The following is a 24,527-nucleotide window of genomic DNA, read 5'->3' on the forward strand; positions in this document are numbered from 1 at the left end:
GGCCGTCGCGATTCCCTTTCTCTCCCAATGCGTTGGCCAGCGCATTGGTCGGTGCGATCTTGCCTGCGCGCGGTGAGTTCACGCTGTCTGGGGATCGCGACGTTCCGCTCGGGAGCCAGCCGCCGGGGACAGGCCGTTGGGACCGTCCCGGTGATCCGCCATCACGACCAGACTCATCAACCGCCAGGAGGACTGCCTATTGCCCACCCACAACTGAATACGCCTGAATACGCCCGCAGCGCATGCGCGTAGTGGACTGCGTCTGCGAGAGCCCCGGCCCGCGGTCTCCGAACGGGCAAGGCCACTGTCGGCACTGTGCATGCCTGTCGTTCGCGGGAGGGCAAGGCTGCTGTCGGCAAACGTTGCAGGCCCACCGCTCGCGAGAGAGCATGCTCGCTGTCGCCAACAGCGCCCGCTCGCCGCTGCGAGAAGCACGCCCACTGTCGGCAACGTTGCAAGCCCGCCGCCCGCGAGAGAGCACGCCGCTGTCGCCAACAGCGCCCGCTCACCACCCGCGAGAACGCAAGCCCGCTGGCACCGCGTGTGCCCGCTCGCCGCCCGCGCCCGCTCGACGACTGCGAACGAGCAAGCCTGCCGTCGGCAACTGCAGACGCCCGCGGTCGACGAGGGCACGGAACCGCCGTCCGCAAAAGGGCAAGGCCGCTGCCGTGGTCAAGCAAGCCCGCCGCCCGCGAAAGCAGCCCTGCCTCCCGCGAACGGGGCAAGCCCGCAGCCGTCACGCCGCCAGGCCCGCACCCGCGAACCCGGCCACCGTGGCAGCGGACATCACCGATTGCGGCGGAACAGCTTGTCCCCCAGCCAGACAATCGGGTCGTACTTGCGGTCGGCGACGCGTTCCTTCATCGGGATCAGCGCGTTGTCGGTGATGTGGATGCCTTCCGGGCACACCTCAGTGCAGCATTTGGTGATGTTGCAGAACCCGAGCCCGTGCTCGTCCTGGGCGGCGTCGCGGCGGTCGGCGACGTCCAGCGGATGCATCTCCAGTTCGGCGATCCGCATGAGGTAGCGCGGCCCGGCGAAGCTCTCCTTGTTCTCCTCGTGGTCGCGCACGACGTGGCAGGTGTTCTGGCACAGGTAACACTCGATGCACTTGCGGAATTCCTGCGAGCGCTCGACGTCCACCTGCTGCATCCGGTACTCGCCGGGCTTGAGCCCCTCCGGCGGGGTGAAGGACGGGATCTCGCGCGCCTTCGTGTAGTTGAACGACACGTCGGTCACGAGGTCGCGGATCACCGGGAAGGTGCGCATCGGCGTGACCGTCACGATCTCGGCCTCGGTGAACGTCGACATGCGCGTCATGCACATCAGCCGCGGCCTGCCGTTGATCTCCGCCGAGCAGGAGCCGCATTTGCCTGCCTTGCAGTTCCAGCGCACCGCGAGGTCGGCGGCCTGGGTGGCCTGCAGCCGGTGGATGATGTCGAGCACGACCTCGCCCTCGTTCACCTCCACGGTGAAGTCCTGCAGGTCGCCGCCGGTCGCGTCGCCTCGCCACACGCGGAACTTCGCCTGGTAGCTCACGCGGTCCTCCCGGGGTGGGTCTCCAGCTCGCCGTCGGTGAAGTACTTGCCCAGTTCGTCGAGTTCGAACAGCTCGAGCAAGTCCGGCCGCATCGGCACCTGCTCCTCCACCGACACGTCGACGTCCGGCACGAGCGGGTTGTCGCCCGGGCGCGCGGAGCAGACGAGCAGCCGGTGCCGCCATTCCGCGTCCATGGACGGATAGTCGTCGCGGGTGTGGCCGCCGCGGCTTTCGGTGCGGGTCAGCGCCGCGCGGGCGACGCATTCGCTCACCAGCAGCATGTTCCGCAGGTCGAGCGCGAGGTGCCAGCCGGGGTTGAACTGCCGGTGGCCCTCCACCGTCACCTGACCGACCCGGCTGCGGATGTCCGCGAGCTTGTCCAGCGCCTGCCGGATTTCCCCGGCCTTGCGGATGATGCCGACGAGATCGTTCATCGACTGCTGCAGCTCGGTGTGCAGCGTGTACGGATTCTCCGGCGCGCCGCCCGCAGGCGGGTTGAACGGCTCGAGCGCCATCGCGGCCGCCGCGTCCACATCGGACTGCGAGACCGCGGGCCGGTCCTTGAGTCCGTCCACATAGGACGCCGCGCCCAGTCCGGCCCGCCGGCCGAACACGAGCAGGTCGGACAGTGAGTTGCCGCCGAGCCGGTTCGACCCGTGCATGCCGCCGGAGCACTCGCCCGCCGCGAACAGGCCGGGGACGCTCGCCGCACCGGTGTCCGGGTCGACCTCCACACCGCCCATCACGTAGTGGCAGGTGGGGCCGACCTCCATGGCCTCCTTGGTGATGTCGACGTCGGCGAGTTCCTTGAACTGGTGGTACATCGAGGGCAGCCGCCGCTGGATCTCCTCGGCGGGCAACCGGCTCGCGATGTCGAGGAACACGCCGCCGTGCGGGGATCCGCGCCCCTCCTTGACCTCGGAGTTGATCGCCCGCGCCACCTCGTCGCGCGGCAGCAGGTCCGGCGTGCGGCGGTTGCTCTCCTGGTCGGTGTACCAGCGGTCGGCCTCGTCCTCGCTGTCCGCGTACTGGCCCTTGAACACCTCGGGCACGTACTCGAACATGAACCGCTTGTCCTCGGAGTTCTTGAGCACCCCGCCGTCGCCGCGCACGCCCTCGGTGACGAGGATGCCCTTGACGCTCGGCGGCCAGACCATCCCGGTCGGGTGAAACTGCACGAACTCCATGTTGATCAGCTTCGCGCCGGCGCGCAGCGCCAGCGCGTGCCCGTCGCCGGTGTACTCCCACGAATTCGACGTCACCTTGAACGATTTGCCGATGCCGCCCGTCGCGAGCACCACCGCGGGCGCCTCGAACAGCACGAACCGGCCGCTCTCGCGCCAGTAGCCGAACGCACCGGCGATCGCGCCGTTGTCCAGCAGCAGTTCGGTGACCGTGCATTCGGCGAAGACCTTGATCCGCGCCTCGTAGTCGCCGTACTTCTTGAAGTCTTCCTGTTGCAGCGAAACGATCTTCTGCTGCATAGTGCGAATCAGCTCAAGCCCGGTCCGGTCGCCGACGTGCGCGAGCCGCGGATACGTGTGCCCGCCGAAGTTGCGCTGGCTGATCCGCCCGTCCGCGGTGCGGTCGAACAGCGCGCCGTACGTCTCGAGTTCCCAGACGCGGTCCGGCGCTTCCCGGGCGTGCAGTTCGGCCATCCGCCAGTTGTTGAGGAATTTCCCGCCGCGCATGGTGTCGCGGAAGTGCACCTGCCAGTTGTCGTTCGAGTTCGCGTTGCCCATCGACGCCGCGCAGCCGCCCTCGGCCATCACCGTGTGCGCCTTGCCGAAAAGGGATTTGCACACCACCGCGACGCTGAAACCGCGTTCGCGCGCTTCGATCACCGCGCGCAGACCGGCGCCGCCGGCACCGATCACCACCACGTCGTAGCTGTGCCGTTCGACCTCGGTCATGGAATAAGCCACCTCACGAGCTGGGGAGAACTGCCTTGCGCTGCTGGATTTCCGGGGGTCAGCCCACGAATCGCAGGTCCGAGATCGCGCCGCTGGACACGAGCATCACGTAGAAGTCGGTCAGCACGAGCGTGCCGAGCGTCGTCCACGCGAGGGCCATGTGCCGGGTGTTGAGCTTCGTGACCTGCGTCCAGATCCAGTACCGGACGGGATGTTTCGAGAAATGCTTGAGCCGCCCGCCGGTGACGTGCCGGCACGAGTGGCAGGACAGCGTGTACGCCCACAGCAGCACGACGTTCAGCACGAGAATCACGTTGCCGAGCCCGAAGCCGAACCCGGTGGGACTCTGGAAGGCGACGATGGCGTCGTAGGTGTTGACGAGCGAAACGACGCACGCGACGTAGAAGAAGTACCGGTGCACGTTCTGCACGATCAGCGGCAGCCGCGTCTCTCCGGTGTAGCGCGCGTGCGGTTCGGCGACCGCGCAGGCCGGCGGGGAAAACCACACCGAGCGGTAGTAGGCCTTGCGGTAGTAGTAGCAGGTCAACCGGAACCCGAGCAGGAACGGCAGCACGAGCACGCCGAGCGGCAGCCAGGACGGCATCTCGCCGAACCAGTGCCCGAAGTGGCTCGAGCCCGGGACGCAGGAAGTGGACACGCAGGGCGAGTAGAACGGCGTCAGGTAGTGGTATTCGGGCACCCAGTAGGCGGTGCGCACGAATGCCCGGACTGTCGCGTAAACGACGAAAGTGGCCAGCCCCAGCACAGTGAGCAGGGGCGACAGCCACCACCGGTCGGTGCGCAGTGTCCGGGCGGCGAGGCGCGCCCGCCCCGGCGCTCGAACACCGGTGCGGGCGCGGCTGACGTCGTTGTCAGCGGGGGCGCTCACCGCTGGTCGCGCTTGTAGCCACCGACACCTTCGTCGTCAGCGCCGCTCCACAGCGCCGGATCGTAGGGAGTATCCGGGACAGGCACGCGTTCGACAGGCTTCGCCTGCGCGGGCACAGCGGGCGGGTGCCCGTCCAGATCGGCGGTGTCGATGTCGAGCCGCTCGACGTCGTTGGCCAGCCGGCGCACCGCGGACGCGTCGCCGTAGCGCGATCGCAATGCGCCCACGCACTGCCGCAACTGGCCGATGGTGCGCCGGAGTTCGGCGATCTCTGTGGTGGACATCGGAAGCCTCCCTGATGGTGGGGCCGGCAGTTCGGGTGACGATCAACGTCGCCAAGTACGACTCTGCCTCGCGCGGTGCACTGTGACAAGTAGCACATTTACCAGCGTGTTGCCTCCTGACCTCGGATTCGAGCCTCAATCAGGGGTCTCCGGAGGGGTCTGGGCCGTCTCTGGGCCGTCAGCCGCGCAGGTCAGGCCGCCGACGGTAATTCGACGGTCGGACGGAACACGCTGTCGATCGCCGCGCGAGCCCTGTCATAACTCGTCTCCATGAGATGGGTATAGACACGGAGAGTGAAGGCTTCACTCGAATGTCCTAGGTAAGCAGAGAGTTCCTTGATGCTCACGCCACGTGACAGCATCAGCGAGGCGAACAGATGCCGGAGCGCGTGCATGCCGTCCCGGTCACCGACATAGTCAAGCCCCGCCGCAACGAACGCAGGCAGCCACACGACCATGTGAAATGTCTGGTTCTTGTAGGGCATCCCGCTCGGCTTGGTCATGAGCAGCTTGACCGTCTCGAACTCCTGCCCGTCCCGCTCTCCCCAGGGAAGCGTGACCGCCACGGGCCGGTACTTCTCCAGGTAGGCGTCGATCTTCTCCAGCAGCCCGTAGCCAAGCGGGATCTCCCGCACCTTCCGCCCCTTCGGAAGCTTGAACTTCTGGACACCCTTGACCACCACGAGCTGCCGGGTGCACCGGTAGACCATCTTCTTCCGGTCGATGTTGTCCGGGCTGAACGCCAGCACCTCGCCCGGACGCAGCCCAAGGCCCGCACCGATGGCAACCGCTGGCCTGAACCGGGCGTCGACGGCCTTTTCGATGGTGTGAACCCTCTTCTCCGGCCAGACCTGAACCTCCTTGGCTGTCGCCTTCGGCCGCGGAATGGTCGCCTTCTTGAGCGGGTTCGACCGCATCTTCTCGTCGACGACCGCAGCGTCCCAAATGGACAGCACGAGGTCGAACACCTGACGCTGATAGACACCGGAGAGGTTCCGCTCACTGTCGTTGAGCCATGCCAGCCACTTCCGCGCAAGACCAGAGCTTTCGCACGCGTCGAGGCTGCGGTCTCCAAAGAACGGAAACACATACTTTTCGAGCTGTGACGTCATCGTGTTCAAGGATGATTCACCGAGCGGACGACTCTGTAGCACTTCCGTGGCATAGGACCGAAATGCTTCCTTGCCCGCGTTCGGATCCCGGTACACCCCGGCGTAAAGCTCGTTCTCGATCTTGGTCTTGAACTCTTTCGCCGCACCGAGCTTCTTGTCCGGGAAGACCTTGGAACCCTCCGACATGTCCGGCTGGGTCCAACGCACCCGGTACCGCGCGCCTTTGCCGTAACGGTTGGTGCGCTCCTGAACCGGCTTGTTCTTGGCATCGAGGACGACCTCACCGGTCTCCGGGTCGATCTTGTCTCGAAACCAACGATCTTGAATGTGCGCCATCAGAATCCCCCTATGCAGCAGGCATCGTTTCGGGGCCGTCGAGCCAGCCCCGGACAGCGGCCGGGTCATAGCGGACGTGTTTTCCCATCCGTCGCCACGGCGGGCCGTAGTTCTTGTGCCGCCAGTCCTTGAGCGTGTCCTCCGGGATGCCGAGGTAGGCGGAAAGGTCTTCGGGGCTCCACAAGCCCTCAACGCTGACCAGCCGCACACGCGGGTTGTCGCTCATGTGTCTCCCCCTTTCCAGGTCAGGCCGCCAGCGCCGGAGTTGCCGAAGTTTCTGGCGCGGGCGGTGAGCCGGAAGCGGCGAGCCGGGCCGCTTCGTACTCGGCCTTCCAGATGCGGCGCTCAGCGATGGCGCGCATCACGAGCTGATCCCGGGGCGGACACTGGGGGTCGCCGGGCTCGACCTTGCGCCAGGCCAGCTTGTCCGGATCAGGGCGTGGTTTCTCGATCCCGACCGCCGCCAGGGCGGACAGCACGAACCCGACCCGGTCGGCCTTGTGATCAGCCACGGTCTTGCCCGACCACTTCCGCGACACCAGCACCCGCCGACCCGGCAGTCCGAGAGTGGTCCGCCTATGCGCGCGACCCCGGCAGTGCCCAGGGGTGGTCTTCGCGTTGGCTCCCTTGGGGTTGATGCCGTAGAGCAGCCACACGGGGCAGCGCGGCGAACACGGGGTCACCGCCAGTTCAGCGTGAAGCCGGTCGTGGTGGTCCCGCTGCGCCGAGGTGTCCGCGTCCACGACCTCACCCGTGGATTTGGTGAGGTACTTGGTCAGGTAGCCGATGTGCCGCCCGGCTTCCTCGGTGCCGCCGAGGATGCCCTTCGAGTGCACTTGTTCCCCGAACCGCACGACGTGCGCCGGTTCCTCCACTTCGGACACAGCGTCATCCCACGCCGTCAACGGCTGCCGGGTGTCCGGGTCCACAAAGGAACGAACATCCGGGTCCCACAAAGGTTTACGGTCCCCGCCATAGACCATCACGTCATGGCTCGGCCACCACACCTGGTGGTAGGTCGCTTCGGTGACCATCCGGATGACCTCGTGTGAGATCGCTCCCCGCAGCGCCGTATGCAAGTGGGGCGCGGCCCGACGCTGGGGTTCCACGGTCGCGAAGTACTGCACCTCGAACCCGACCACCCGGCGCAGGTTCTGCCACCACCGATCCACCAGAGCCGCGAAGTGCACCGCGTCCCGAGCCGCCCGCCGATAGTCGTACGAGGCTGGATCGACCGGAGAACCGTCCGGCCGGACGCGGCCGTAGGTGTCGCAGGTGAGCGTGACGAACATCGACGGCCGGAACCGCCCCGCGAACTCCCGCCCCACCGTGGTTTTCGCGACTTTCTTCCGAGGCAGGTTCGGCGCGTCCTGCCGCCGACGCGTGGAGCGCTTCACCGGACGTTTCTCTGGAGCGTCGAGGGCCGGGAGCCGTCCCTTCAAACCAGATTCCCTCAGTTCGGTGTCCACGCTGGACACTTCCGCGCGCAGTTCCTCCGCCTTAGGCTCGTTTCCGGCCTCGACCGCATCCCGGTAGTGCGCGGCCAGGTCCGCCCGGTAGGTCAGCAGCTCCCGTTGAGTCTCGGTGGGCTCCGCGCGGGTGATCACGGGTTCTTCGGCGAGGTGCCAGCCTTCCCGGCACTGGGCCTGCCTCAGAGCCTTGGCCTTGCGGGCACAGGGCAGGCACACCGATTCCACCGTCGAGCCGCACGGCACCGGGACGTAGCGCAACTTCCCCGTGTCGGTGTCGGCGACCTCCATCGTGAACGGCCGCACGCACACCCCGTGCTGCTCTGCAGTCGCCTTCACCACGTCGGAAGCCAAGGCACCGCGGATTCGTTCCCGGGGCTCCGCAGCCGGCATTGCCTGACCAGCGGTTTCCCGTGCAGAGGTGGTCATGCGGCCTCCTCTCCGGCGCGTGCCCACTGCCGCAACAGCCAGACCGGCATCTCCTGGTCGGTCTGCGGAGGCAGATCCGGGAAGGTGGCCGGGTCGTACGGCGCATAGCCCCAGACGTAGACGGGGACGCCGCACGGGGTACGTCCGGTCAGCGCCAGGCGCACCCGCGTCCCGCCCGGTGTCCGCCACAGGCTCATTCGTGCCCCGTCGAGGGTGGCCGACCAGGTGGCCAGCCCGGACACGACGCCGGTCAGGGTGTCGGTGTCCAGAGCGACCGTGACGGGCGAGGACCAGGCGGTGACCTCCACCGAGCAAGCCGGAGGCAACGCGTACGAGTCGAGGTGATCGCGGATCGCGTCGAGGAAGACCATCAGCCGGTTCATGCGGCCCCCTTCCCGTTGCTGTCACGGTGGTTGTGGGCGAGGTTGACCACCGGTGCCCCGCCGTTGGTGACGTAGTTCTCCAGCGCCTTCACCGTCGCGTCCGACACCCATCCGGCGCGGACCCGCAGGGGTTCGCGGATGCCCTCGCCCCACGCGTAGCCCACGCCCGGAGTGGATTCGGGGATGCGGTTGGCCCAGGCCCCGCGTTCGTACGCGCCGTCGCCCAGCACCATCGACACCTGAGACTTCGACGTCACCCGCAAGCACACCCGGCGGGTGAACAACTCTCGCACCGGAACCGTTTCCTTGGTCGGGTCCTGGACGTAGCCGCGCACCGAGATCAGCGCCGCCCGTCCTTGGGTGTTGAGCACCGAGACGTGTTCGGTGATCGCGTCGCGGGTCTTGCGGTCGGTGTAACGGGTCAGCGCCGCCAGCTCATCGAACTCCAGCAGTTCCAACGGAAACTCCCGCGAGAGCGGCACTTCCCGCGTCTGCCCCGCGAATGCCCGCTTGCGCCGTTCCAGTTCGTCCCGCAGCGCCTCCAGCACTTCCAATACCTCTTTGCCCGAGACCGCGTAACGGCAGAAGATCCCGCGCCCGTAAGCGAGTTCCATGCCCTTCGGGTCCACACCGGACACCCGCACCAGCCCCGACCGGATCGCCGGAGCAGCCGACACCAGCGGCGACCACATCACCGAGTTCTTCCCCGCACCCGACGCACCGGCCACGAGAGTGTGCGCGCCGCCGCCGAGCAAAGGCAGCCGCCAGGCCGTGCCGTACTCGGTGGAACCGGCGAACACGCGCCGCAGATCCACCGCCGATGCCTCGGCCACGTCCGGCAGCGGCAGGCAGGACACAGCGGAGGCGAGCAGGTCCCGGCGCATGAAGTCCACCGAGACGACGTCCGGGGAGATCTCCCGCACCTGCACCCGCGTGACCCGCCGAGCCGTCGCCAGTGCACGGGCAGCCTCGCCGAAATCCTCCGGAGTCTGGCCGGGCACGAGCCGTACCCGCACCTCATCCCACGACGGGCCGGAACGAACCCGCAGCACGAGAGGGAAGGCCACGCCCGCGTCACGCCGGGACTGGGCCACCGCTTCGCGCTTGCGACGGCGAGAGACCAGGTTCACGGTCACGTCCACCGGGATCGCTTCGTCCCGCACGGTCAGCCCGCAGGCGTGCAGCCAGCCCGGGAGCTTGCGCCCGTAGACGGCCCAGCGCAGCCACCACGCCCGCACCCAGCGCCCACACCAGCGCTCGAATCCCACCGGCCAGCCCTGCCGCCACACGAGCGCCACCAGGCCGACAGAGCCCGCCGTAATCGCGAGCGAAGGCCAGCCGAGGCAACGCCACCAAGCGCCCAGAGCGAGCACAGCTAAGCAAGTCCGCCAATGCGTGGCCAGTTGCCGAACAATCCAGCCACCCACATGCACGAGACCCCACAGGGCCAGGCCGAGGAATGCCAGCGCGGCCACGGTTTCCGCGATAGCCGCGAGCGCACGGCCGAGTTTGGCCAGCACCCACACCAGCACCGCCAGGCCCGCGCCGCCGATCAGCACCGTCGCCGCGTTCATCGCCGCTCACCACCCTCAGCCGCGGTGAGGTCAAGCGGCAGCATTCCTTGACAGGAAGCACATTTCTTCTCGCCCGGAACGAGCCGAGCGAACTTCTTGCATGCGGCGCAACGCATCCGGGTGACCCCCGTTGACGCACGCCGTCCAGAACCGGTTATGTTCGTCATTGTTCACTTCCCAGTGGACAGCGCAGAACCGGTGAAGGTTGGTAGCCAGAGGCCGGTTCTGCGTTTATACGGAACAATTCCAAGCGCACATGGGCGCGTTGAACACAGCACACGTCGCCGTGCGCTTTTTTCAGTAGTCGCTGAGGTTTTGCCGCTAGTCTTCGGGTTCCTCGCCGGTCAGGAGCCGGTTCAGCCCCGCGTCAGTCGCCCGCCGCTGCGCCTTCACCTCTTTCAAGAGCTGGTCGACCACGACCGACAGGCGCGCCTGCGATTCCGCCGGGGACAACGCCGCCGCCGAAAGCCGCTCGATCGTCACCTTGTACGAGGCCGCTTCATCACCGACCAGGAACACGCCCATCGCGCGATGCGGGCAGTACACGACGTCCGAAGTGTCCTTCAGCGTGTACCGACTGAACGCCTCTTCCGTCACCGCCTGACTCGGTGCCAGCCGGATCGTCATCGTCCGCGACAACCCGATCAGGTCCTTGAGGAACCGGGTCTGCCGCAGCATCACCTCCGCGTCGCCGAAATGGTTCCGCAGCGCCTCCGACCCGATGAACATCTCTGCTTTGACCGCGCCCGCGCCGAACAAGATCCGGTTGCGGTCCATCCGGCTCTCCACCACCTGCTCCAGCTTCTCCTTGTCCCGCAAATCCGGGCCGAAGACGAGCCGCGCGTAATCCGGGACCTGCAACAGATCCGGGATCAGCAGCGGAGCCCACACCGTCACCGACCTCGCGACACGCTCGTGCGCGGTCAACATCGTGTAGTGCGCCGGGTCCGCCTGCGACCCCACCGACGACCAGCTCGGCCCCGTCACACCGTGAGCCAGCAGCATGATCCAGGCTTTCCGCTCACCGATCACGCCGAGCGCGCCGAGCACGTTCGACACCTCCTCCGGGGTCGGGACCCGCTGCCCGAGTTCCCAGTTCGACAACAACGCCGGGTTCACTCCGATCCGCCGCGCCAGCTCCCGCAGGCCGAACCGCGCCTCGATCCGCGCATCCCGCAACGCCGCACCCAGGCCACGGGCACGCGGGCTCGCCATCTCCGTGCCACGCATCAACCACACCTCCGGCCCGGGATCGTGCCTGTCTGCAAACCGAGAACACCCATCTACGCCGCCTTGCCCTCACCAGACGCAGGCGACGCACCGGTCGACCGCGACGACGACTTGCCCGCAGCAGCCTTGAACCCCGTCGCCCGGAAGACGTACGTCTGATACTTGAACTCGCCCTGGCCGCCGACACGTGGCTCCGCCGTGAGCCCGTCCAACTCCACCGACCGCATCCCCGGCAACGCCTCCGCCGTCGTCGGCACCGGCTGCACATCCGCCAGAAACGTCACCTCGAACGACGCCCGCTTCGCCCGCGTCTCACCCGGGTCCGTCACCGCAGCCCGCCACTGCCGCTTCCCGGTCGCTTCGTCAATGCGCTGCCGGACCGGTCGACCAGCAGCCCGGTCCTCCCGCGACTGGTACTCGTTGTCCGGAATCACTTCCCCCACCATCACAAGCCCCTGCGGGAACGCCTCGTCGAAGTCGATCGCGAACCGGTGTCCCTTTTCGATAGCCATAACCGCTAGCTCCCTGTGTTCTCTGTCAGTCAGTCAGTCGTTTCCGGCGCCTCGCCGCCGTGGTTCGTTCGTGTCGCCGCGCCCAGCGCCATCCCTGCTTCTTCGAGTTGCTTGCCCAGAACCGCGATCGCGTCGGAGTCGACGAGAAGAACCACGGGGAACGCCTTGCCGAAGCGGATCTCCGCTCGGTTCGCGTACGTCAGCGCGCGGACGCGGATCGGCAGGTCTGCCGTCACGTGGATCTGGACCGTGTCGCGCATGTCGCCCGCGCCTAAACCACGTGCTTGCGCGACACCTGCGCAGCCGGACCGCTCGACCAGTCGCCGAGCGTCGACGCCGTGCTTGCAGTCGTCATGTCTGCCTCCCTTGGGCTCTGCCGCCGAGCGAGTCTCGGCAACGTGCCACCCAATCTCCGCCAAAAGACGGGACATGATCACCACGTGGCAGGACATCTTGGGACGTCCCTGGTACGGTCGAAGACGTCCCTAAAAGTCCCAAGGGGGTGCAGGATGCCGAACGAACGGCTGCGTGACGCACTGCTGCGCAACGGGCTCACGCTGGAACAGGTGGCCAAGGCGCTCAGCGTCGACCAGAAGACCGTCGAGCGGTGGATCACCAAGGGCCGCACCCCGTATCCGAAGCACCGGCACAAGATCGCGGCGATGGCGCGCGAATCGGAGACCTACCTGTGGCCGGACTCCGTCGCTCCGGAGCGCAGGGCCGAGACGGCCGCCGCCGAGGTCGTGAGCGTGTTCCCGCACCGGAACGCGATCCCGGTCGAGCTGTGGGACCGGCTGATCAACGACGCGTCAGAGACCGTGGAAATCCTGGTACACGCGGCCCTGTTCCTGGTCGAGCGGCCGCGGTTCATCAAGGACATCGCAGCCAAGGCCGCGGCCGGCGCGAAGATCCGCCTGGCGTTCGGCGACCCGGACGGGGACAGCGTCGCCCTGCGCGGAGAAGAAGAACAGCTCGGCGACGGGACGCTCCCCGCGCGTGTTCGCAACGCGCTGGCGTTCTACCGGCCGCTTGTCGGCATCGAGGGGGTCGAGATGCGGTTCCACAACACGACGCTCTACAACTCGATCTTCCGCTTCGACGACGAAATGATCATCAACACGCACGTCTACGGGTTCCAGGGCGCGCACGCGCCGTCGCTCCACCTGCGCCGACTCTCCGCCGGAGACCTCTTCGAGACCTACTCGGAGAGCTTCGAGACCGTCTGGAACCTCGCCAAGCCCGCCACCATCTAGGAGGCACCACATGGCACGCGTCGACTACTACAACGACCCGAACGCTCCCAAAGCCAACAGCATCGCCGTCGCAGTGTCCGCCTTCATCCAGGACGACAAAGGTCGGATCTTGATGATCCGACGCACCGACAATGACCTATATGCCATTCCGGGCGGGCAGCTAGAGTTAGGAGAGACTCTCAGCGAGGCCGCAATCCGCGAGGTTCGAGAAGAGACCGGCATCGAGTGCGAGGTCACAGGAGTAATCGGCCTATACTCGAACCCGCACCATGTCATCGCCTATGACGACGGCGAAGTCCGCCAGGAATTTTCAATTTGCTTCCGCGCCACGCCCATCACCCGAAAATTACAAACAAGCAATGAAAGCAAAGAGGTGCTGTGGGTTGCAGTACACGAAATCTCGTCACTCAACATCCACGAGTCCATCGCTTTGCGTATTCAACACGCGCTCAGCTATAACGTAACCCCGTTCTTTACGTGACCAAAATGTAGTACTAGGCCAGTAACGTTCACCACAGCCGCGCCGACTGAACTTGCATGTCCACGTCGGCCCTCCTCTCGACTGTTGCACTAGTCACGCAACAGAATGAAGCCCCCAGCAACGTCGCAGGCCCCTTAATCACCGCAAGTGCAACTGTTTCCGTTGCTTTTATATCTGCAGCATTGATATACCTAGCCGGAAAACGAGACCGACGGCGCGAACTGTACGGAAAAGCATTTCAGGCCGCGATAGCGTGGGAGGAACTCTACTTTCGCGTGCTCAGACGCGAACAGGGCTTTGACAAAGAGCTGGTAGACAGGTTTCATACCATACAGGAGGACATCGCTTTTCACACCGGCTGGATTGGCAGTGAATCCGAAATAATGAGGCGTCGATACCTCCGACTCGCAACACTAGTCAAATCAACTCTCGCTCCCCATATCAGGGACGCCTGGAGCACGCCTCCCCGACCACCAAACGAAACCGTGCAGCCAGTAAATGAGATCCCTTTCCCGTCACTGAATGCCGAGCACGAGAAATATCTTCGAGACGTGCGTTCACACCTATCTATCTTCCTCATTCCACGCTTAGCACTGGCCATTAGAGAACATTTTGAAGAGTTAGCGAGGCCGAAGTGACTTCGACACCTGATCAATTCGAGGAAATGCTCGCGCGTATTACGCTGACAACCACACAGGCTACGCGAATCGAGAGCGCCGTATCCGGTCTCAAGAGCTATCTTGCCTCCACTTTCTCACTTGACGACGATGAAGTATTTCTCCAAGGTTCCTACGCTAATGGGACCGCGATTAAGCCGAGGCCTGGAGGCGAGTACGATGTGGATATAGTCGCCTGCACAGGGGTTTCAAATCAGACCACAAACGACGCGCTTAACAGCATGGCCGAGCGCCTAAGAGACAACGGAACATATCGCAACCGAGTAGAGCCGAAGGAAAGATGCGTAAGACTGAGATACGCAGACGAAGGCTCCATCAAGTTCCACGTTGACGTAGTACCTGTCAGGCTTACCTATCCCAACTATCTTGAGGCGCCGAAGCGCAGCGGCGACTGGTCTCAGACCACTCCGCAAGAGTTTGCAGAATGGTGCGAAACGCGAGGTGAAAGGTTTCAGAACCTAGTCAAAATCATCAAAAGATGGCGAGACGAGCAGCAAGAAGTTCGAGCAGCGATAAAATCGATTACACTGCAAGTCCTGGTTTCCAAATGCATGTCCACGGCTAGCGATCAGGCACAACTAGTCGTGGATACGTTTCGCGCGATGCATGAGTACCTTATGCGGCCCGGTATTCCTGCAATCTATAATCCAACCCTACCCAGCGAGAATCTTTCGTCCAGATGGACGCTCTACAACTGCGATAGGTTTAGAAAACAAGTCGAAGCAGCGCTGGATACCGCCGAGCGAGCACTAGCGGAGCCTGATCCAGACAAGTCGCAGCTACTATGGAAAGAAGTTTTCAAAACCGCTTACCCCGACAGCCCAATGACCAATAAGGTGGACGCTCTCAACAAGAGGGCCGCATCTGTCGCAAAGGGCCACTCTGAGAGACCCCGAGATAGGGGATGGACTGAATCCCTCAACCGTGACTACCAAGTGAACATAACCGCCGATGTATACAACAATGACCGCAAGACGTTACTTTCGGTTAATATTCAGAATGATCACATGGGGCTTGCGACAGGCTGGTTTATCAGATTCGAAGCAAATGTAACGTCTTCCGATGATGCGAAGGTATGGTGGAAGGTCGTCAACACTGGAGAAGAGGCGGAAGAAGCTAAAGATTTTCGCGGACACTTCTTCAAGGCGGAAGATCGAAGCGACAATGATAGCCCCTTAGTGAACTGGGAAAGACTCAAGTACCGCGGTCGCCATTGGATAGAGTGCTACATAGTTAAACGGTCGACCATCGTAGCAAGGAGCGGCTTGTTTTACGTCAATGTCATTTAGATGGGTCTATAGCATTGCGTGGCTGCCGAATTTAGCTCTATGGGATCAAGGCGCGCCGCCTGCGGCGGCGCGCAACCGGTCGCCTCGCGTACGGCGAGACTCGCCGGTTGGCTGGGCGGGCCTCCGCTGGCGCTCCGGCCGGCCCGCCCGGCGAGCCCGCCGCAGACTCGCCCCAGGTGCGCACACCGCCGCAGGCGGCGCGGAAGGCTCCTCAGAGCCGCGACAAGGCAGCCACAGCCTTAGCCCAGCTACCCACCTCCGGCGTCGGGCCGTCATCCTCGCTCCCGATGATCGAACGCCGCGCCACCGGCATCAAGGGCGCCTTCGGCGTCGCTGCGCGATGAGCTTCGCTCGCCCTTGACCCCGGCACCGCAGCACTCAAGCTGGCAAGGGCGAGAACGACGGATCAGACCGCCCGACGCCTCCCGCGGCCGCCACTCCGCGTAGGCAGTCGACAGACACAGCTAAGGGCCGGTCCGCGCCATCCACAAAGGACTCAGGCAGACCGGCCTTGGGCCGTCTGTGGGCCGTCAGAGGTCCAAACCGGACCAGACTCAACCAGACCCGATCGACCCGAAACATGCAGGCCAGAGAGCTACGCGGGCAGAGACCCGCAGGTCAGCGAGCCCGGTCGGCAGAAGTAGCACATTTACCAGAGCGGGGCATGTTGTATCGGTTGACCTGGGGGTTTATCGCCAGATAGGGGCCGAAAGTGGGGTCCAGGACGGCACCAGGACGTCAGATGCCCGGCTCAAGCCCAGCAGTAGGACAGAGAGTCATCCGGCGATCACCCCAAGCGACAGCCGCTATTCAGCCGGATCCTCGCCCGTCAGGAGCTTCGTCAGTCCGGTCTCGTTCGCGAGCCGCTGGGCCTTCACCTCCTCCTCGAAACCGGCAGCCGCGGCCGACAGATGGTGCAGCGAATCCTCCGGGGACAACGCGGACGCGGCTAACTGCTCGATGATGTCCGCGTACGGGGCGGCCTCCCGACCGGACAGGAAGACACCCGCGTGTTGGTGCGGGCAGTACACGACTTCCGTCGCGTCCCACAGCCGGTACCAGCTGAACGCGCCCTCCGTCACGGCCTCGCTCGAGACGAGCCGGATCTTCACAGTCGGCGAAATCTCGATGAGGTACCGCACCTGTCGCAGCATCACCTCGGCATCTCCGAAGTGCTGCCGCAGCGCCTCGGTCCCGACGAAAATCTGCGCATCGGCGGGCCCCGCTTCGAACAGAATCGCTTTGCGGCTCAGGCGATTCTCGACGACGTGTTCCAGGATTTCGTTGTCCCACAAGGCCGGGCCGAACACCAGCCGCGCGTAATCGGGGATTTGCAGCAGCTCCGGGATCTGCAGCGGAGCCCACACGGTCATCGACTCGGCGTTCCGCTCGTGCCCGGCGACCATCGTGTAGTGCGCCGTGTCCGCCTGCGACCCGTACATGATCCAGCTCGCCCCGGCGACCTCGCGCGCCAGTTCCATGATCCGCGACTTCTTCTCGCCGACCACTCCGAGCGCGCCCAGTACCCCGGCCACGTCCTCCAGTGTCGGAACTTCCTGGCCCAGCTCCCAGCTCGACAGCTGGTCCGGCTCCACCCCGACCCACCGCCCCAGCTCGCGCAAACCGAAGCACGCCTCGAGCCGGGCGTTTCGCAACGCCATGCCCAAAGCGCGCTCGCTCGGGCCGGGCATCTCCGAATCTCGCATCCACCGTCACCTCCAGCCGCGGATAGTGCCTGTTTCGCGCTGATGACACCTATCGATCGTCATCAGCCGCAGACACCGCCTTCCGCTGCGGCATATCTCCAGCTCAGCGGCAGTAGCCAGCGAACCTGCCGACAGCGGGGCACCCCGCCCATCGCTCCCGGCGACCCCACAGGGGGTTTCTGAATCGATTTTGTTTCCGGAGGGTTCTCGGGTTACCGTGTGCACCGTCACGTTCCCGCGACGCCAGCGCCGCCGTCTCGCGAACCCGTCACGAGCCGGGAGCTTGAGATGAGCAGCAGCCCGAACCCGACCGCCGCGGTGCACCGCGTGCTTGCCGACGTCACCGACCGGATCGCCGAGCGCAGTGCGGACACGCGGGCGGCCTACCTCGCCCGCAGCGCGGCCGCTTTCGAGGAGGGGCCGGTCCGCCGCGGCCTCGCTTGCAGCAACCTCGCACACGGATTCGCCGCTATGGACGGCGTCGACAAGCAGGCGTTGCGCCAGCTGCGCGCGCCCGGCGTGGCCATCGTGTCCTCCTACAACGACATGCTCTCCGCCCACCAGCCGATGCAGGAATACCCGGCGTGGCTGAAGAAATCGGTCCGCGAAACCGGTGGTGTCGCGCAGTTCGCCGGCGGGGTGCCCGCGATGTGCGACGGCATCACGCAGGGCCGTCCGGGCATGGAGCTGTCGCTGTTCAGCCGCGAAGTGATCGCGATGGCGACGGCGATCGCGCTGTCCCACGACATGTTCGACGCGGCGTTGCTGCTGGGCGTGTGCGACAAGATTGTCCCGGGGCTGTTGATCGGCGCGCTGTCGTTCGGGCATCTGCCCGCGGTGCTCGTGCCTGCCGGTCCGATGAATTCGGGCTTGCCCAACAAGGAAAAAGCCCGGGTGCGGCAGCTGTACGCGGAGGGGCTCGCGACGCGGGAAGACCTGCTCGACGCGGAAGCCGCGTCGTATCACTCAGCCGGCACCTGCACGTTCTACGGCACCGCCAACTCGAACCAGATGGTCGTCGAGGTGATGGGCCTGCACCTTCCGGGGGCCAGCTTCGTGCCGCCGAACACGCCGTTGCGCCAGGCGCTCACCGAAGAGGCCGGCCGACGCGTCGTCGAACTGTCCCGAGGCGAGGCGTACACGCCGATTTCGCAGGTGCTGGACGAAAAAGCGTTCGTGAACGGCATCGTGGCGCTGCTGGCCACCGGCGGGTCGACGAACCACACGATGCACTTGGTGGCGATCGCCGCGGCGGCCGGGATTCAGCTGAGCTGGGACGATTTCTCGGACCTGTCCGCGGTCGTGCCGCTGCTGGCGCGCGTGTATCCGAACGGCAGCGCGGACATCAACCACTTCCACGCCGCGGGCGGCATCCAGTTCCTCGTCGGCACGCTGCTCGACGCGGGCCTGCTGCACGAGGACGTGCTCACCGTCGCGGGTCCCGGGCTGCGCCGGTACACGCAGGAGCCGATCTTGTCGGACGGCGAACTGGTGTGGCGTGACGTGCCGACGCGCAGTCTCGACGAAGAGGTGCTGCGTCCGGCGTGGCGGCCGTTCGCGCCGGACGGCGGGCTGCGGATGGTGGAAGGAAACTTGGGCCGAGCGGTCACGAAGGTGTCGGCGGTCGCCCCGGAGCACCACGTCGTGGAGGCACCGGCGCGGGTGTTCACTTCGCAGGAGGCGTTCCGGGTCGCGTTCGAGGCCGGGGAACTGGACCGGGACGTGGTCGTGGTGCTGCGTCAGCAGGGTCCACAGGCGAACGGCATGCCGGAGCTGCACGGTCTGACGCCGGCGTTGGGAGTGTTGATGGACCGGGGTTTCCGGGTCGCGCTGCTCACCGACGGGCGGATGTCGGGCGCGTCGGGCAAGGTGCCGGCCGCGATTCAGGTGACGCCGGAGGCCGCGGTGGGCGGGCCGATCGCCCGGATCGCCGACGGCGACGTGGTCCGTTTCGACGCGCGGTCCGGAAGCCTGGACGTGCTGGTCGCGGACGACGAACTGGCGCGCCGCGACCTGGCGGACGCCCCGCCGTCGGAGGCCGCGTGGAGCGGGACCGGGCGGGAGCTGTTCGGGGCGTTGCGGCGCGCGGTCGGCCCGGCTGACCAGGGCGCGAGCGTGTTCGGGGCGCTCACTCCGGAGCTGGACCTCGCCCGGGGCGTTCCGCCATTCGGAAGCGGGACAATGGGCGAGTCCTCGTATGCTCTCCAGACCCAGGAGGTCGGTCAGTGACCACCGGCACGGACCTGCTCGCCCTGTCCCCCGTGATGCCCGTCGTGGTGATCGACGACGTCGACGACGCGGTGCCGACGGCCCGCGCCCTGCTCGCCGGCGGGATCGGGGTGATCGAGCTGACGCTGCGCACGCCGGTCGCGCTGACCGCGATCGAGCGGGTGGCCGCGGAGGTGCCGGACATCGTCGTGGGCGCCGGCACGGTGACGTCGCCGGAGCAGGCGAAGCAGGCCGCCGACGCTGGCGCGAAGTTCCTGGTGACGCCGGGCTGCACGGATTCGGTGCTGGACGCCGCGTTCGCCACCGGACTGCCGTTCCTGCCAGGCGCGGCCACGGTGTCGGAGGCGATGCGGCTGGCCGAACGCGGGCTGAGCGCGCTGAAGTTCTTCCCGGCGGAGGCCAGCGGGGGCGCGGCGTTCCTGAAGTCGATCGCCGGACCGCTGCCGGAGCTGCAGTTCTGCCCGACCGGCGGGATCTCGCTGTCGTCGGCCCCGTCGTACCTGGCGCTGCCGAACGTCGGCTGCATCGGCGGCTCGTGGCTGACGCCCGGGAAGCTGTTGGCGGCCAAGGACTTCGCCGCCGTCGAGAAGCTGGCCGCCGAAGCCGCCGCGCTGCGCTGAGCCCTTCCGGAAACCCGTCGTCTTCGTACCGGAGGCGGCGGGTTTCTCGGTGCCGCGAGGCGATCAGTCGACCGGCACGTCGTCCAGCATGCTGGATTCCGCCCCGAACTCGCGAAGTTCGTCGCGGATCACCGTGTACGCCAGCCCTTGCGGATAGCCCTTGCGCGCGAGGAACCCGAGCAGCCGGCGGATCGCGGTCTGCTCGTCGACGTTCCCGAGCGACCTGAGCCGTTTGCGCACCAGTTCGCGGGCACGCTGTTCCTCGGCTTCCCGGTCGACTTCCTCCGCCGCTTGCGTCGCGATCTCGTCGTCGACGCCCTTGCGCCGCAGCTCCGCGACGAGCGCGGTACGCGACAGCCCTTGGTTGGCGTGCCGGTCGCGGACCCAGGTTTCGGCGAACTCGGCGTCGTTGACGAGACCGGCGCGGTCGAGCTTGCCGAGCAAGGTTTCCACGGTATCGCTGTCGAAGCCCTTGCGCTGCAACGTCTGTCGCAGCTCCTCGACCGCCCTCGGCCGGGCGGCGAGGAGGTCGAAGCAGATCTCCTTGGCCTTCTTCGCCCGCTCCTCCGGAGGCAACTCCATCGGCTCGACCTTCGGCGCCCTGGCCACGACCACACTCCTTGTTCACGGTGCCGCCCTCGGACGACGGCACCTCCACCTCAACACCAGTTTCCCGGTGCCGAACACCGCGCTTCGCACGGTTCGCCACTCCGCCGACCGAAGCGCAGCCGCCGGAACTCGCACCGGCTCAGGCGACAGCCCGCACCGATGCTCGTCACCACCGGCCAGCGCTCACCCGCGGAGCTTGCCCACGCGCACACCGCTTCAGACCGGCCGCGCACGCCGTACCCGGGAGATCCCCACCGCACCGGCAGAGATCCCGGCCGCAATCCCCGCACGACCCACTGGCCGCGCCCAGCCGGAGATGGTCACGCCCCGCCACCTCGCACTCAGCCCGGAGATAGCCGCCCCAGCCGCCTCACACCCGGCCGGAGATGGCCGCACCCAGCCGCCGCGCACCCAGCCGCTGCCGCACACCCAGCCGGAGAACCGCCGGACAAGGGCCCACCTGCGCATCCGGAACACCGTCACGCCCGAAGATCCCGTCGCGGCGAAACCGCGCTGGTCCCCGGTTTCAGCGGCGGATCGGTGCGCGACCCGAGCACCGGGGAGGGAACCTGCCGATCCCCTCCCCTCCCCGGATCAGAAGTCGACCGGCGCGGGCGCTGCCTCGGCTTCGGCATCGACCTGCGGACCGATGTTGAGCTTCTCCTTGATGCGCTTCTCGATCTCGTTGGCGATGTCCGGGTTGTCGCGCAGGAACTTCCGCGCGTTCTCCTTGCCCTGGCCGAGCTGGTCGCCCTCGTACGTGTACCAGGCACCCGACTTGCGCAGAATGCCCTGGTCGACGCCCATGTCGATGAGCGAGCCCTCGCGGGAGACGCCCACGCCGTAGAGGATGTCGAACTCGGCCTGCTTGAAGGGCGGGGCCATCTTGTTCTTGACGACCTTGACGCGGGTGCGGTTGCCGACCGGCTCGCCGCCGTCCTTGAGCGTTTCGATGCGGCGGACATCGAGGCGGACCGAGGCGTAGAACTTCAGCGCCTTGCCGCCCGTGGTGGTCTCCGGCGAGCCGAACATGACGCCGATCTTCTCGCGCAACTGGTTGATGAAGATCGCCGTGGTGCCGGAGTTGTTCATCGCACCGGTCATCTTGCGCAGCGCCTGGCTCATCAGGCGAGCCTGGAGGCCGACGTGCGAGTCGCCCATCTCGCCCTCGATCTCGGCGCGCGGCACGAGCGCGGCCACGGAGTCGATGACCAGGATGTCGAGCGCGCCGGAGCGGATCAGCATGTCCGCGATCTCCAGCGCCTGCTCGCCGGTGTCCGGCTGGGAGACGAGCAGCGCGTCGGTGTCCACGCCGAGCTTCCTGGCGTACTCCGGGTCCAGCGCGTGCTCCGCGTCGATGAACGCCGCGATGCCGCCGTTGCGCTGCGCGTTGGCCACCGCGTGCAGGGCGACCGTGGTCTTGCCGGAGGATTCCGGGCCGTAGACCTCGATGACCCGGCCGCGCGGCAGGCCGCCGATGCCGAGCGCGACGTCGAGGGCGATCGCGCCGGTGGGGATGACGGAGACGGGCGGGCGGTTGTCCTCGCCGAGGCGCATCACCGAGCCCTTGCCGTACTGCTTGTCGATCTGCGCAAGGGCGAGCTCGAGCGCCTTGTCCTTGTCGGGTGCTGCTGGCATGGAAGTCCACCTCGCTGGTTGGGGCCTGTGTGTTCGGTTGTCCAGATCAAGCTTGTCCGGGGTCCAAGCTCTGTCCGGTCCGACGCTACGGGGAGGGACCGACAATTCCAGGCGCGGCGACTGATCTGTGGATCGCTGGCCCCGTTGTGCACAACACCATAGACGAACAGGTGTTCGAGGTTTACAGCGACACGCCCATCCGCCGAGGTTTTCGCCCTCCCCCGCGTCCGGACCCGGAACTCGCAGGTCAGCGCCGCTCCGGCGGCACCTCGAACTCGACGCAGACCGCTCGCCAGATCTCTTTGGCCGGCGTTCCCGCGCTCAGCGCCTCTTCGACCGTGCGCCCGCCGAGCCCGCTGAACACGTGGTCCTTGGCGAGCATCTCGGCGCGTCCGGACCCGAACTCGTCGGCCATCAGCCGTCGGAACACCGTGATACGCATCGGGCGAATGCTAGCTTTCCCGCTCCGGCGGGGATCACTCCCCCGGCTGGACGTTCTGCTCGAAGTAGTCGGCCAGTGCGCCCGGCGTGGCCGCCTGCCCGCCGGAATTCACCTGGTAGAGGAACCCGACGAGGGGCCGGTCCTTCACGGTGAACACGAGGACCGCCGACGACTGCCCGGCCGCCGCCGCGTAGTGCCCTTCGAGCGCGTTGCCCTTCCAGTCCGCTTCGGTGCGGTCGCCGCCCGCGGAGGAGAGCAGTCCGTCGGTGTACTGCTTCAGCTCCGCTGCCGACTGTCCCTGCACGTACGTCACCTGAGTGCCCGCGCGTCCCGGCGCGGCGCACGTCGACGCGGCCCCGAGGCTCTTCGCCGGCGCGGCGGGGCCGTTGCCCATACCGGGAGCACAGCCGCCGTTGTCAGCGACCTTGCCAGCGAGCTGACGCATGCAGCCGGTCAGTCCGGACGAATCGGCTTGGCCCGGCGTACGACACTCGTCGGCGGTGTACGTCTTCACTGACGAGCCCTGTGTTGTCAGGAACACGGTCAACCCCGCGGCGAGCACGACCACCACAGCTGCCGCGATACCGATCAACAGCTTGGTGCGGCTCTTCTTCTCCGGCTTAGCGGGCGTGTACGTCGGGAAGTTGGACGGTGCCGGCGAAGGCTGGAACGGCGGCATCTGCTGTGGTTGCGTCGGCGAGTACGCCGGGTAGCCGCCCTGCGGCGCGGCAGGCGGCGCGTACGGCGCACCTGACGCCACCTGGCCCTCGACGTTCTGCGTACGCATCGACAGTCCGTCTTTGGCGACGTGCTGCGCACCCAGGGCGACAGCCGTCTCAGGCTGGTCAAGACTCGTGGGAACGACGCCGAGCTTCTCCGCGATCATCGACCCGACCAGCGGCAACCGGCTCGAACCGCCGACGAGGTAGATGCCGACGAGACGCTCCGAGGTCAGCCCAGCCGAACGCAGTGTCCGCGAAAGCAGCTCTACGCTGCGCAGCATTGCCGGACGCACCAGGCCTTCGAGCTCTCCGCGCGTGACGAGCACGTCCTTGAACGGCTCCGGCATCGGCACCTCTGTCTGCGGATGCCGAGACAGTGCCTCCTTCGCGGCCTTCACGTCTTCTTGCAGCGCGCGTCGCGTACGCCGGTCCGCAGTGGACTCGGGGCGAAGCAGCCGCTGCCAGCGCTGCGGGTCCGAGTGGGACACCTCACGGCCTACGTGGACCATCAGCGCCTGGTCGACGTCGAGGCCGCCGAGGTCGGGCAGACCGTCCTCGGCGAGCACTGTGTAGCCGTTCTGGTTCGCGCCGACGACTGCGACGTCGAACGTGCCCGCGCCGAGGTCGTACACCGCGAGAGCCTGCCCTGGAGCCAACGCGCGCTCGGGGAACGACGCGAAGTGCGCCGCGGCCGCGACGGGCTCCGGCACGAGGATCACGTTTCCGCGGATGCCAGCGAGCCGCGCCGCGCTCAGCAGCACGTTGCGGCGCACCGGACCCCACTGCGCGGGGTGGGTGAGCCGGACCTCGTCCGGCTGTTCGCCGCCGAGCTGGCGCGTGGTCTCGTCGAGCACCCGGCGCAGGATCGCGGCGAGCGCTTCGTTGACCGGCACGACGTCTGTGCCGAGCAGCAGCGTCTGCTCGTCGATGCGCCGTTTAGGGTTGGGCTCGAACCGTGTCGGGTCGAGCCGCGCACGACGTTCGGCGTCCCGGCCGACCATGAGCGTGCCGTCTTCCCCGGCGAACACCGCGGAGGGCATGTTGGCCGACCCGTCGACCTCGACGACGCGTGGCGGCCTGCCGTGCGCGGAAAGGACGGCAACGGTGTTGGACGTCCCGAGGTCCACCGACAGGATCCGCACAGTAATTTCCCCTCGACTCAAGCAGCGCTGGCGGAGATGCTGCCACGTG

23 protein-coding genes are annotated in these 24,527 nt (G+C 66.6%); 6 read left to right on the forward strand and 17 right to left on the reverse strand.

Translation table 11 applies throughout. From position 1 onward, the window contains the following. Positions 1–786 precede the first annotated feature (786 nt). The 12 genes from EIZ44_RS19475 to EIZ44_RS45565 form a co-directional block, all read right to left on the reverse strand. The gene (locus EIZ44_RS19475; protein WP_037809745.1) at positions 787–1,539 is read right to left on the reverse strand and encodes a succinate dehydrogenase/fumarate reductase iron-sulfur subunit; all 753 of its coding nucleotides are present in this window, start codon (positions 1,537–1,539) and stop codon (positions 787–789) included. Beyond that, a complete protein-coding gene (locus tag EIZ44_RS19480) occupies positions 1,536–3,452 on the reverse strand; it encodes a fumarate reductase/succinate dehydrogenase flavoprotein subunit (RefSeq protein ID WP_134730267.1) in 1,917 nt (638 codons plus the stop codon). The genes EIZ44_RS19475 and EIZ44_RS19480 overlap by 4 nt, the downstream gene beginning before the upstream one ends. A 58-nt stretch (positions 3,453–3,510) precedes the next feature. Next, positions 3,511–4,341 carry a succinate dehydrogenase subunit SdhC gene (gene sdhC / locus EIZ44_RS19485; protein WP_134665917.1) on the reverse strand — a complete coding sequence of 277 codons (831 nt, stop codon included), beginning with the start codon at positions 4,339–4,341 and terminating at the stop codon, positions 3,511–3,513. Continuing rightward, a complete protein-coding gene (locus tag EIZ44_RS19490) occupies positions 4,338–4,625 on the reverse strand; it encodes an Rv0250c family protein (RefSeq protein WP_037809740.1) in 288 nt (95 codons plus the stop codon). Before EIZ44_RS19490 ends, sdhC begins: the two co-directional genes overlap by 4 nt. A 191-nt stretch (positions 4,626–4,816) precedes the next feature. Continuing rightward, complete coding sequence (locus EIZ44_RS19495) at positions 4,817–6,073, reverse strand: tyrosine-type recombinase/integrase (RefSeq protein ID WP_167754209.1); 1,257 nt, start codon at positions 6,071–6,073, stop codon at positions 4,817–4,819. Positions 6,074–6,083: 10 nt separating this feature from the next. Further along, entirely contained in the window at positions 6,084–6,299 is a 216-nt protein-coding gene (locus tag EIZ44_RS19500; RefSeq protein WP_134730271.1) for a helix-turn-helix domain-containing protein, read from the reverse strand. A gap of 19 nt (positions 6,300–6,318) precedes the next feature. After that, positions 6,319–7,971: a replication initiator gene (locus EIZ44_RS19505; protein ID WP_240691351.1), complete on the reverse strand. Its 1,653-nt coding sequence runs from the start codon at positions 7,969–7,971 to the stop codon at positions 6,319–6,321. Beyond that, positions 7,968–8,354, reverse strand: coding sequence for a hypothetical protein (locus tag EIZ44_RS19510; RefSeq protein ID WP_134730273.1), 387 nt, complete (start codon positions 8,352–8,354; stop codon positions 7,968–7,970). The genes EIZ44_RS19505 and EIZ44_RS19510 overlap by 4 nt, the downstream gene beginning before the upstream one ends. Continuing rightward, complete coding sequence (locus tag EIZ44_RS19515; protein WP_134730275.1) at positions 8,351–9,928, reverse strand: FtsK/SpoIIIE domain-containing protein; 1,578 nt, start codon at positions 9,926–9,928, stop codon at positions 8,351–8,353. The genes EIZ44_RS19510 and EIZ44_RS19515 overlap by 4 nt, the downstream gene beginning before the upstream one ends. A gap of 321 nt (positions 9,929–10,249) precedes the next feature. After that, positions 10,250–11,158 carry a helix-turn-helix domain-containing protein gene (locus tag EIZ44_RS19520; protein ID WP_134730277.1) on the reverse strand — a complete coding sequence of 303 codons (909 nt, stop codon included), beginning with the start codon at positions 11,156–11,158 and terminating at the stop codon, positions 10,250–10,252. 53 nt (positions 11,159–11,211) lie between these two features. Further along, positions 11,212–11,670, reverse strand: a complete 459-nt coding sequence (locus EIZ44_RS19525; protein ID WP_134730278.1) for a hypothetical protein — start codon at positions 11,668–11,670, stop codon at positions 11,212–11,214. A gap of 29 nt (positions 11,671–11,699) precedes the next feature. Then, positions 11,700–12,110, reverse strand: coding sequence for a hypothetical protein (locus tag EIZ44_RS45565; protein WP_240691352.1), 411 nt, complete (start codon positions 12,108–12,110; stop codon positions 11,700–11,702). A 69-nt stretch (positions 12,111–12,179) separates the two neighbouring features. Between EIZ44_RS45565 and EIZ44_RS19535 the strand changes: the two genes are divergently transcribed. The 4 genes from EIZ44_RS19535 to EIZ44_RS19550 are packed head-to-tail and all read left to right on the forward strand — an operon-like array spanning position 12,180 to position 15,370. After that, positions 12,180–12,923: a helix-turn-helix domain-containing protein gene (locus EIZ44_RS19535; protein WP_134730282.1), complete on the forward strand. Its 744-nt coding sequence runs from the start codon at positions 12,180–12,182 to the stop codon at positions 12,921–12,923. A gap of 10 nt (positions 12,924–12,933) precedes the next feature. Beyond that, a complete protein-coding gene (locus EIZ44_RS19540) occupies positions 12,934–13,404 on the forward strand; it encodes an NUDIX hydrolase (protein WP_134730284.1) in 471 nt (156 codons plus the stop codon). A 56-nt stretch (positions 13,405–13,460) separates the two neighbouring features. Further along, complete coding sequence (locus tag EIZ44_RS19545) at positions 13,461–14,042, forward strand: hypothetical protein (protein ID WP_134730286.1); 582 nt, start codon at positions 13,461–13,463, stop codon at positions 14,040–14,042. Then, positions 14,039–15,370 (forward strand): nucleotidyltransferase, encoded by a 1,332-nt coding sequence (locus tag EIZ44_RS19550; RefSeq protein ID WP_134730288.1) that lies wholly within the window; start codon positions 14,039–14,041, stop codon positions 15,368–15,370. The genes EIZ44_RS19545 and EIZ44_RS19550 overlap by 4 nt, the downstream gene beginning before the upstream one ends. A gap of 806 nt (positions 15,371–16,176) precedes the next feature. Here EIZ44_RS19550 and EIZ44_RS19555 read toward each other — a convergent pair. Continuing rightward, a complete protein-coding gene (locus EIZ44_RS19555; protein ID WP_134730290.1) occupies positions 16,177–17,076 on the reverse strand; it encodes a helix-turn-helix domain-containing protein in 900 nt (299 codons plus the stop codon). 288 nt (positions 17,077–17,364) lie between these two features. Between EIZ44_RS19555 and edd the strand changes: the two genes are divergently transcribed. Beyond that, the gene (gene edd / locus EIZ44_RS19560; protein WP_134730292.1) at positions 17,365–19,305 is read left to right on the forward strand and encodes a phosphogluconate dehydratase; all 1,941 of its coding nucleotides are present in this window, start codon (positions 17,365–17,367) and stop codon (positions 19,303–19,305) included. Beyond that, entirely contained in the window at positions 19,302–19,925 is a 624-nt protein-coding gene (gene eda, locus EIZ44_RS19565; RefSeq protein ID WP_134730294.1) for a bifunctional 4-hydroxy-2-oxoglutarate aldolase/2-dehydro-3-deoxy-phosphogluconate aldolase, read from the forward strand. The genes edd and eda overlap by 4 nt, the downstream gene beginning before the upstream one ends. A 63-nt stretch (positions 19,926–19,988) precedes the next feature. Here the strand turns inward: eda and EIZ44_RS19570 are convergent, their stop codons facing one another. The 4 genes from EIZ44_RS19570 to EIZ44_RS19585 form a co-directional block, all read right to left on the reverse strand. Further along, positions 19,989–20,507, reverse strand: coding sequence for a regulatory protein RecX (locus tag EIZ44_RS19570; protein ID WP_037810091.1), 519 nt, complete (start codon positions 20,505–20,507; stop codon positions 19,989–19,991). A gap of 621 nt (positions 20,508–21,128) precedes the next feature. Further along, positions 21,129–22,172, reverse strand: coding sequence for a recombinase RecA (gene recA, locus EIZ44_RS19575; protein ID WP_037809735.1), 1,044 nt, complete (start codon positions 22,170–22,172; stop codon positions 21,129–21,131). 247 nt (positions 22,173–22,419) lie between these two features. Then, positions 22,420–22,614: a DUF3046 domain-containing protein gene (locus EIZ44_RS19580; RefSeq protein WP_037809733.1), complete on the reverse strand. Its 195-nt coding sequence runs from the start codon at positions 22,612–22,614 to the stop codon at positions 22,420–22,422. 34 nt (positions 22,615–22,648) lie between these two features. Then, positions 22,649–24,478, reverse strand: coding sequence for an Hsp70 family protein (locus EIZ44_RS19585; RefSeq protein WP_134730296.1), 1,830 nt, complete (start codon positions 24,476–24,478; stop codon positions 22,649–22,651). Positions 24,479–24,527 lie beyond the last annotated feature (49 nt).

Source organism: Amycolatopsis nivea, from assembly GCF_004522235.1.
GTDB lineage: Bacteria > Actinomycetota > Actinomycetes > Mycobacteriales > Pseudonocardiaceae > Amycolatopsis > Amycolatopsis nivea.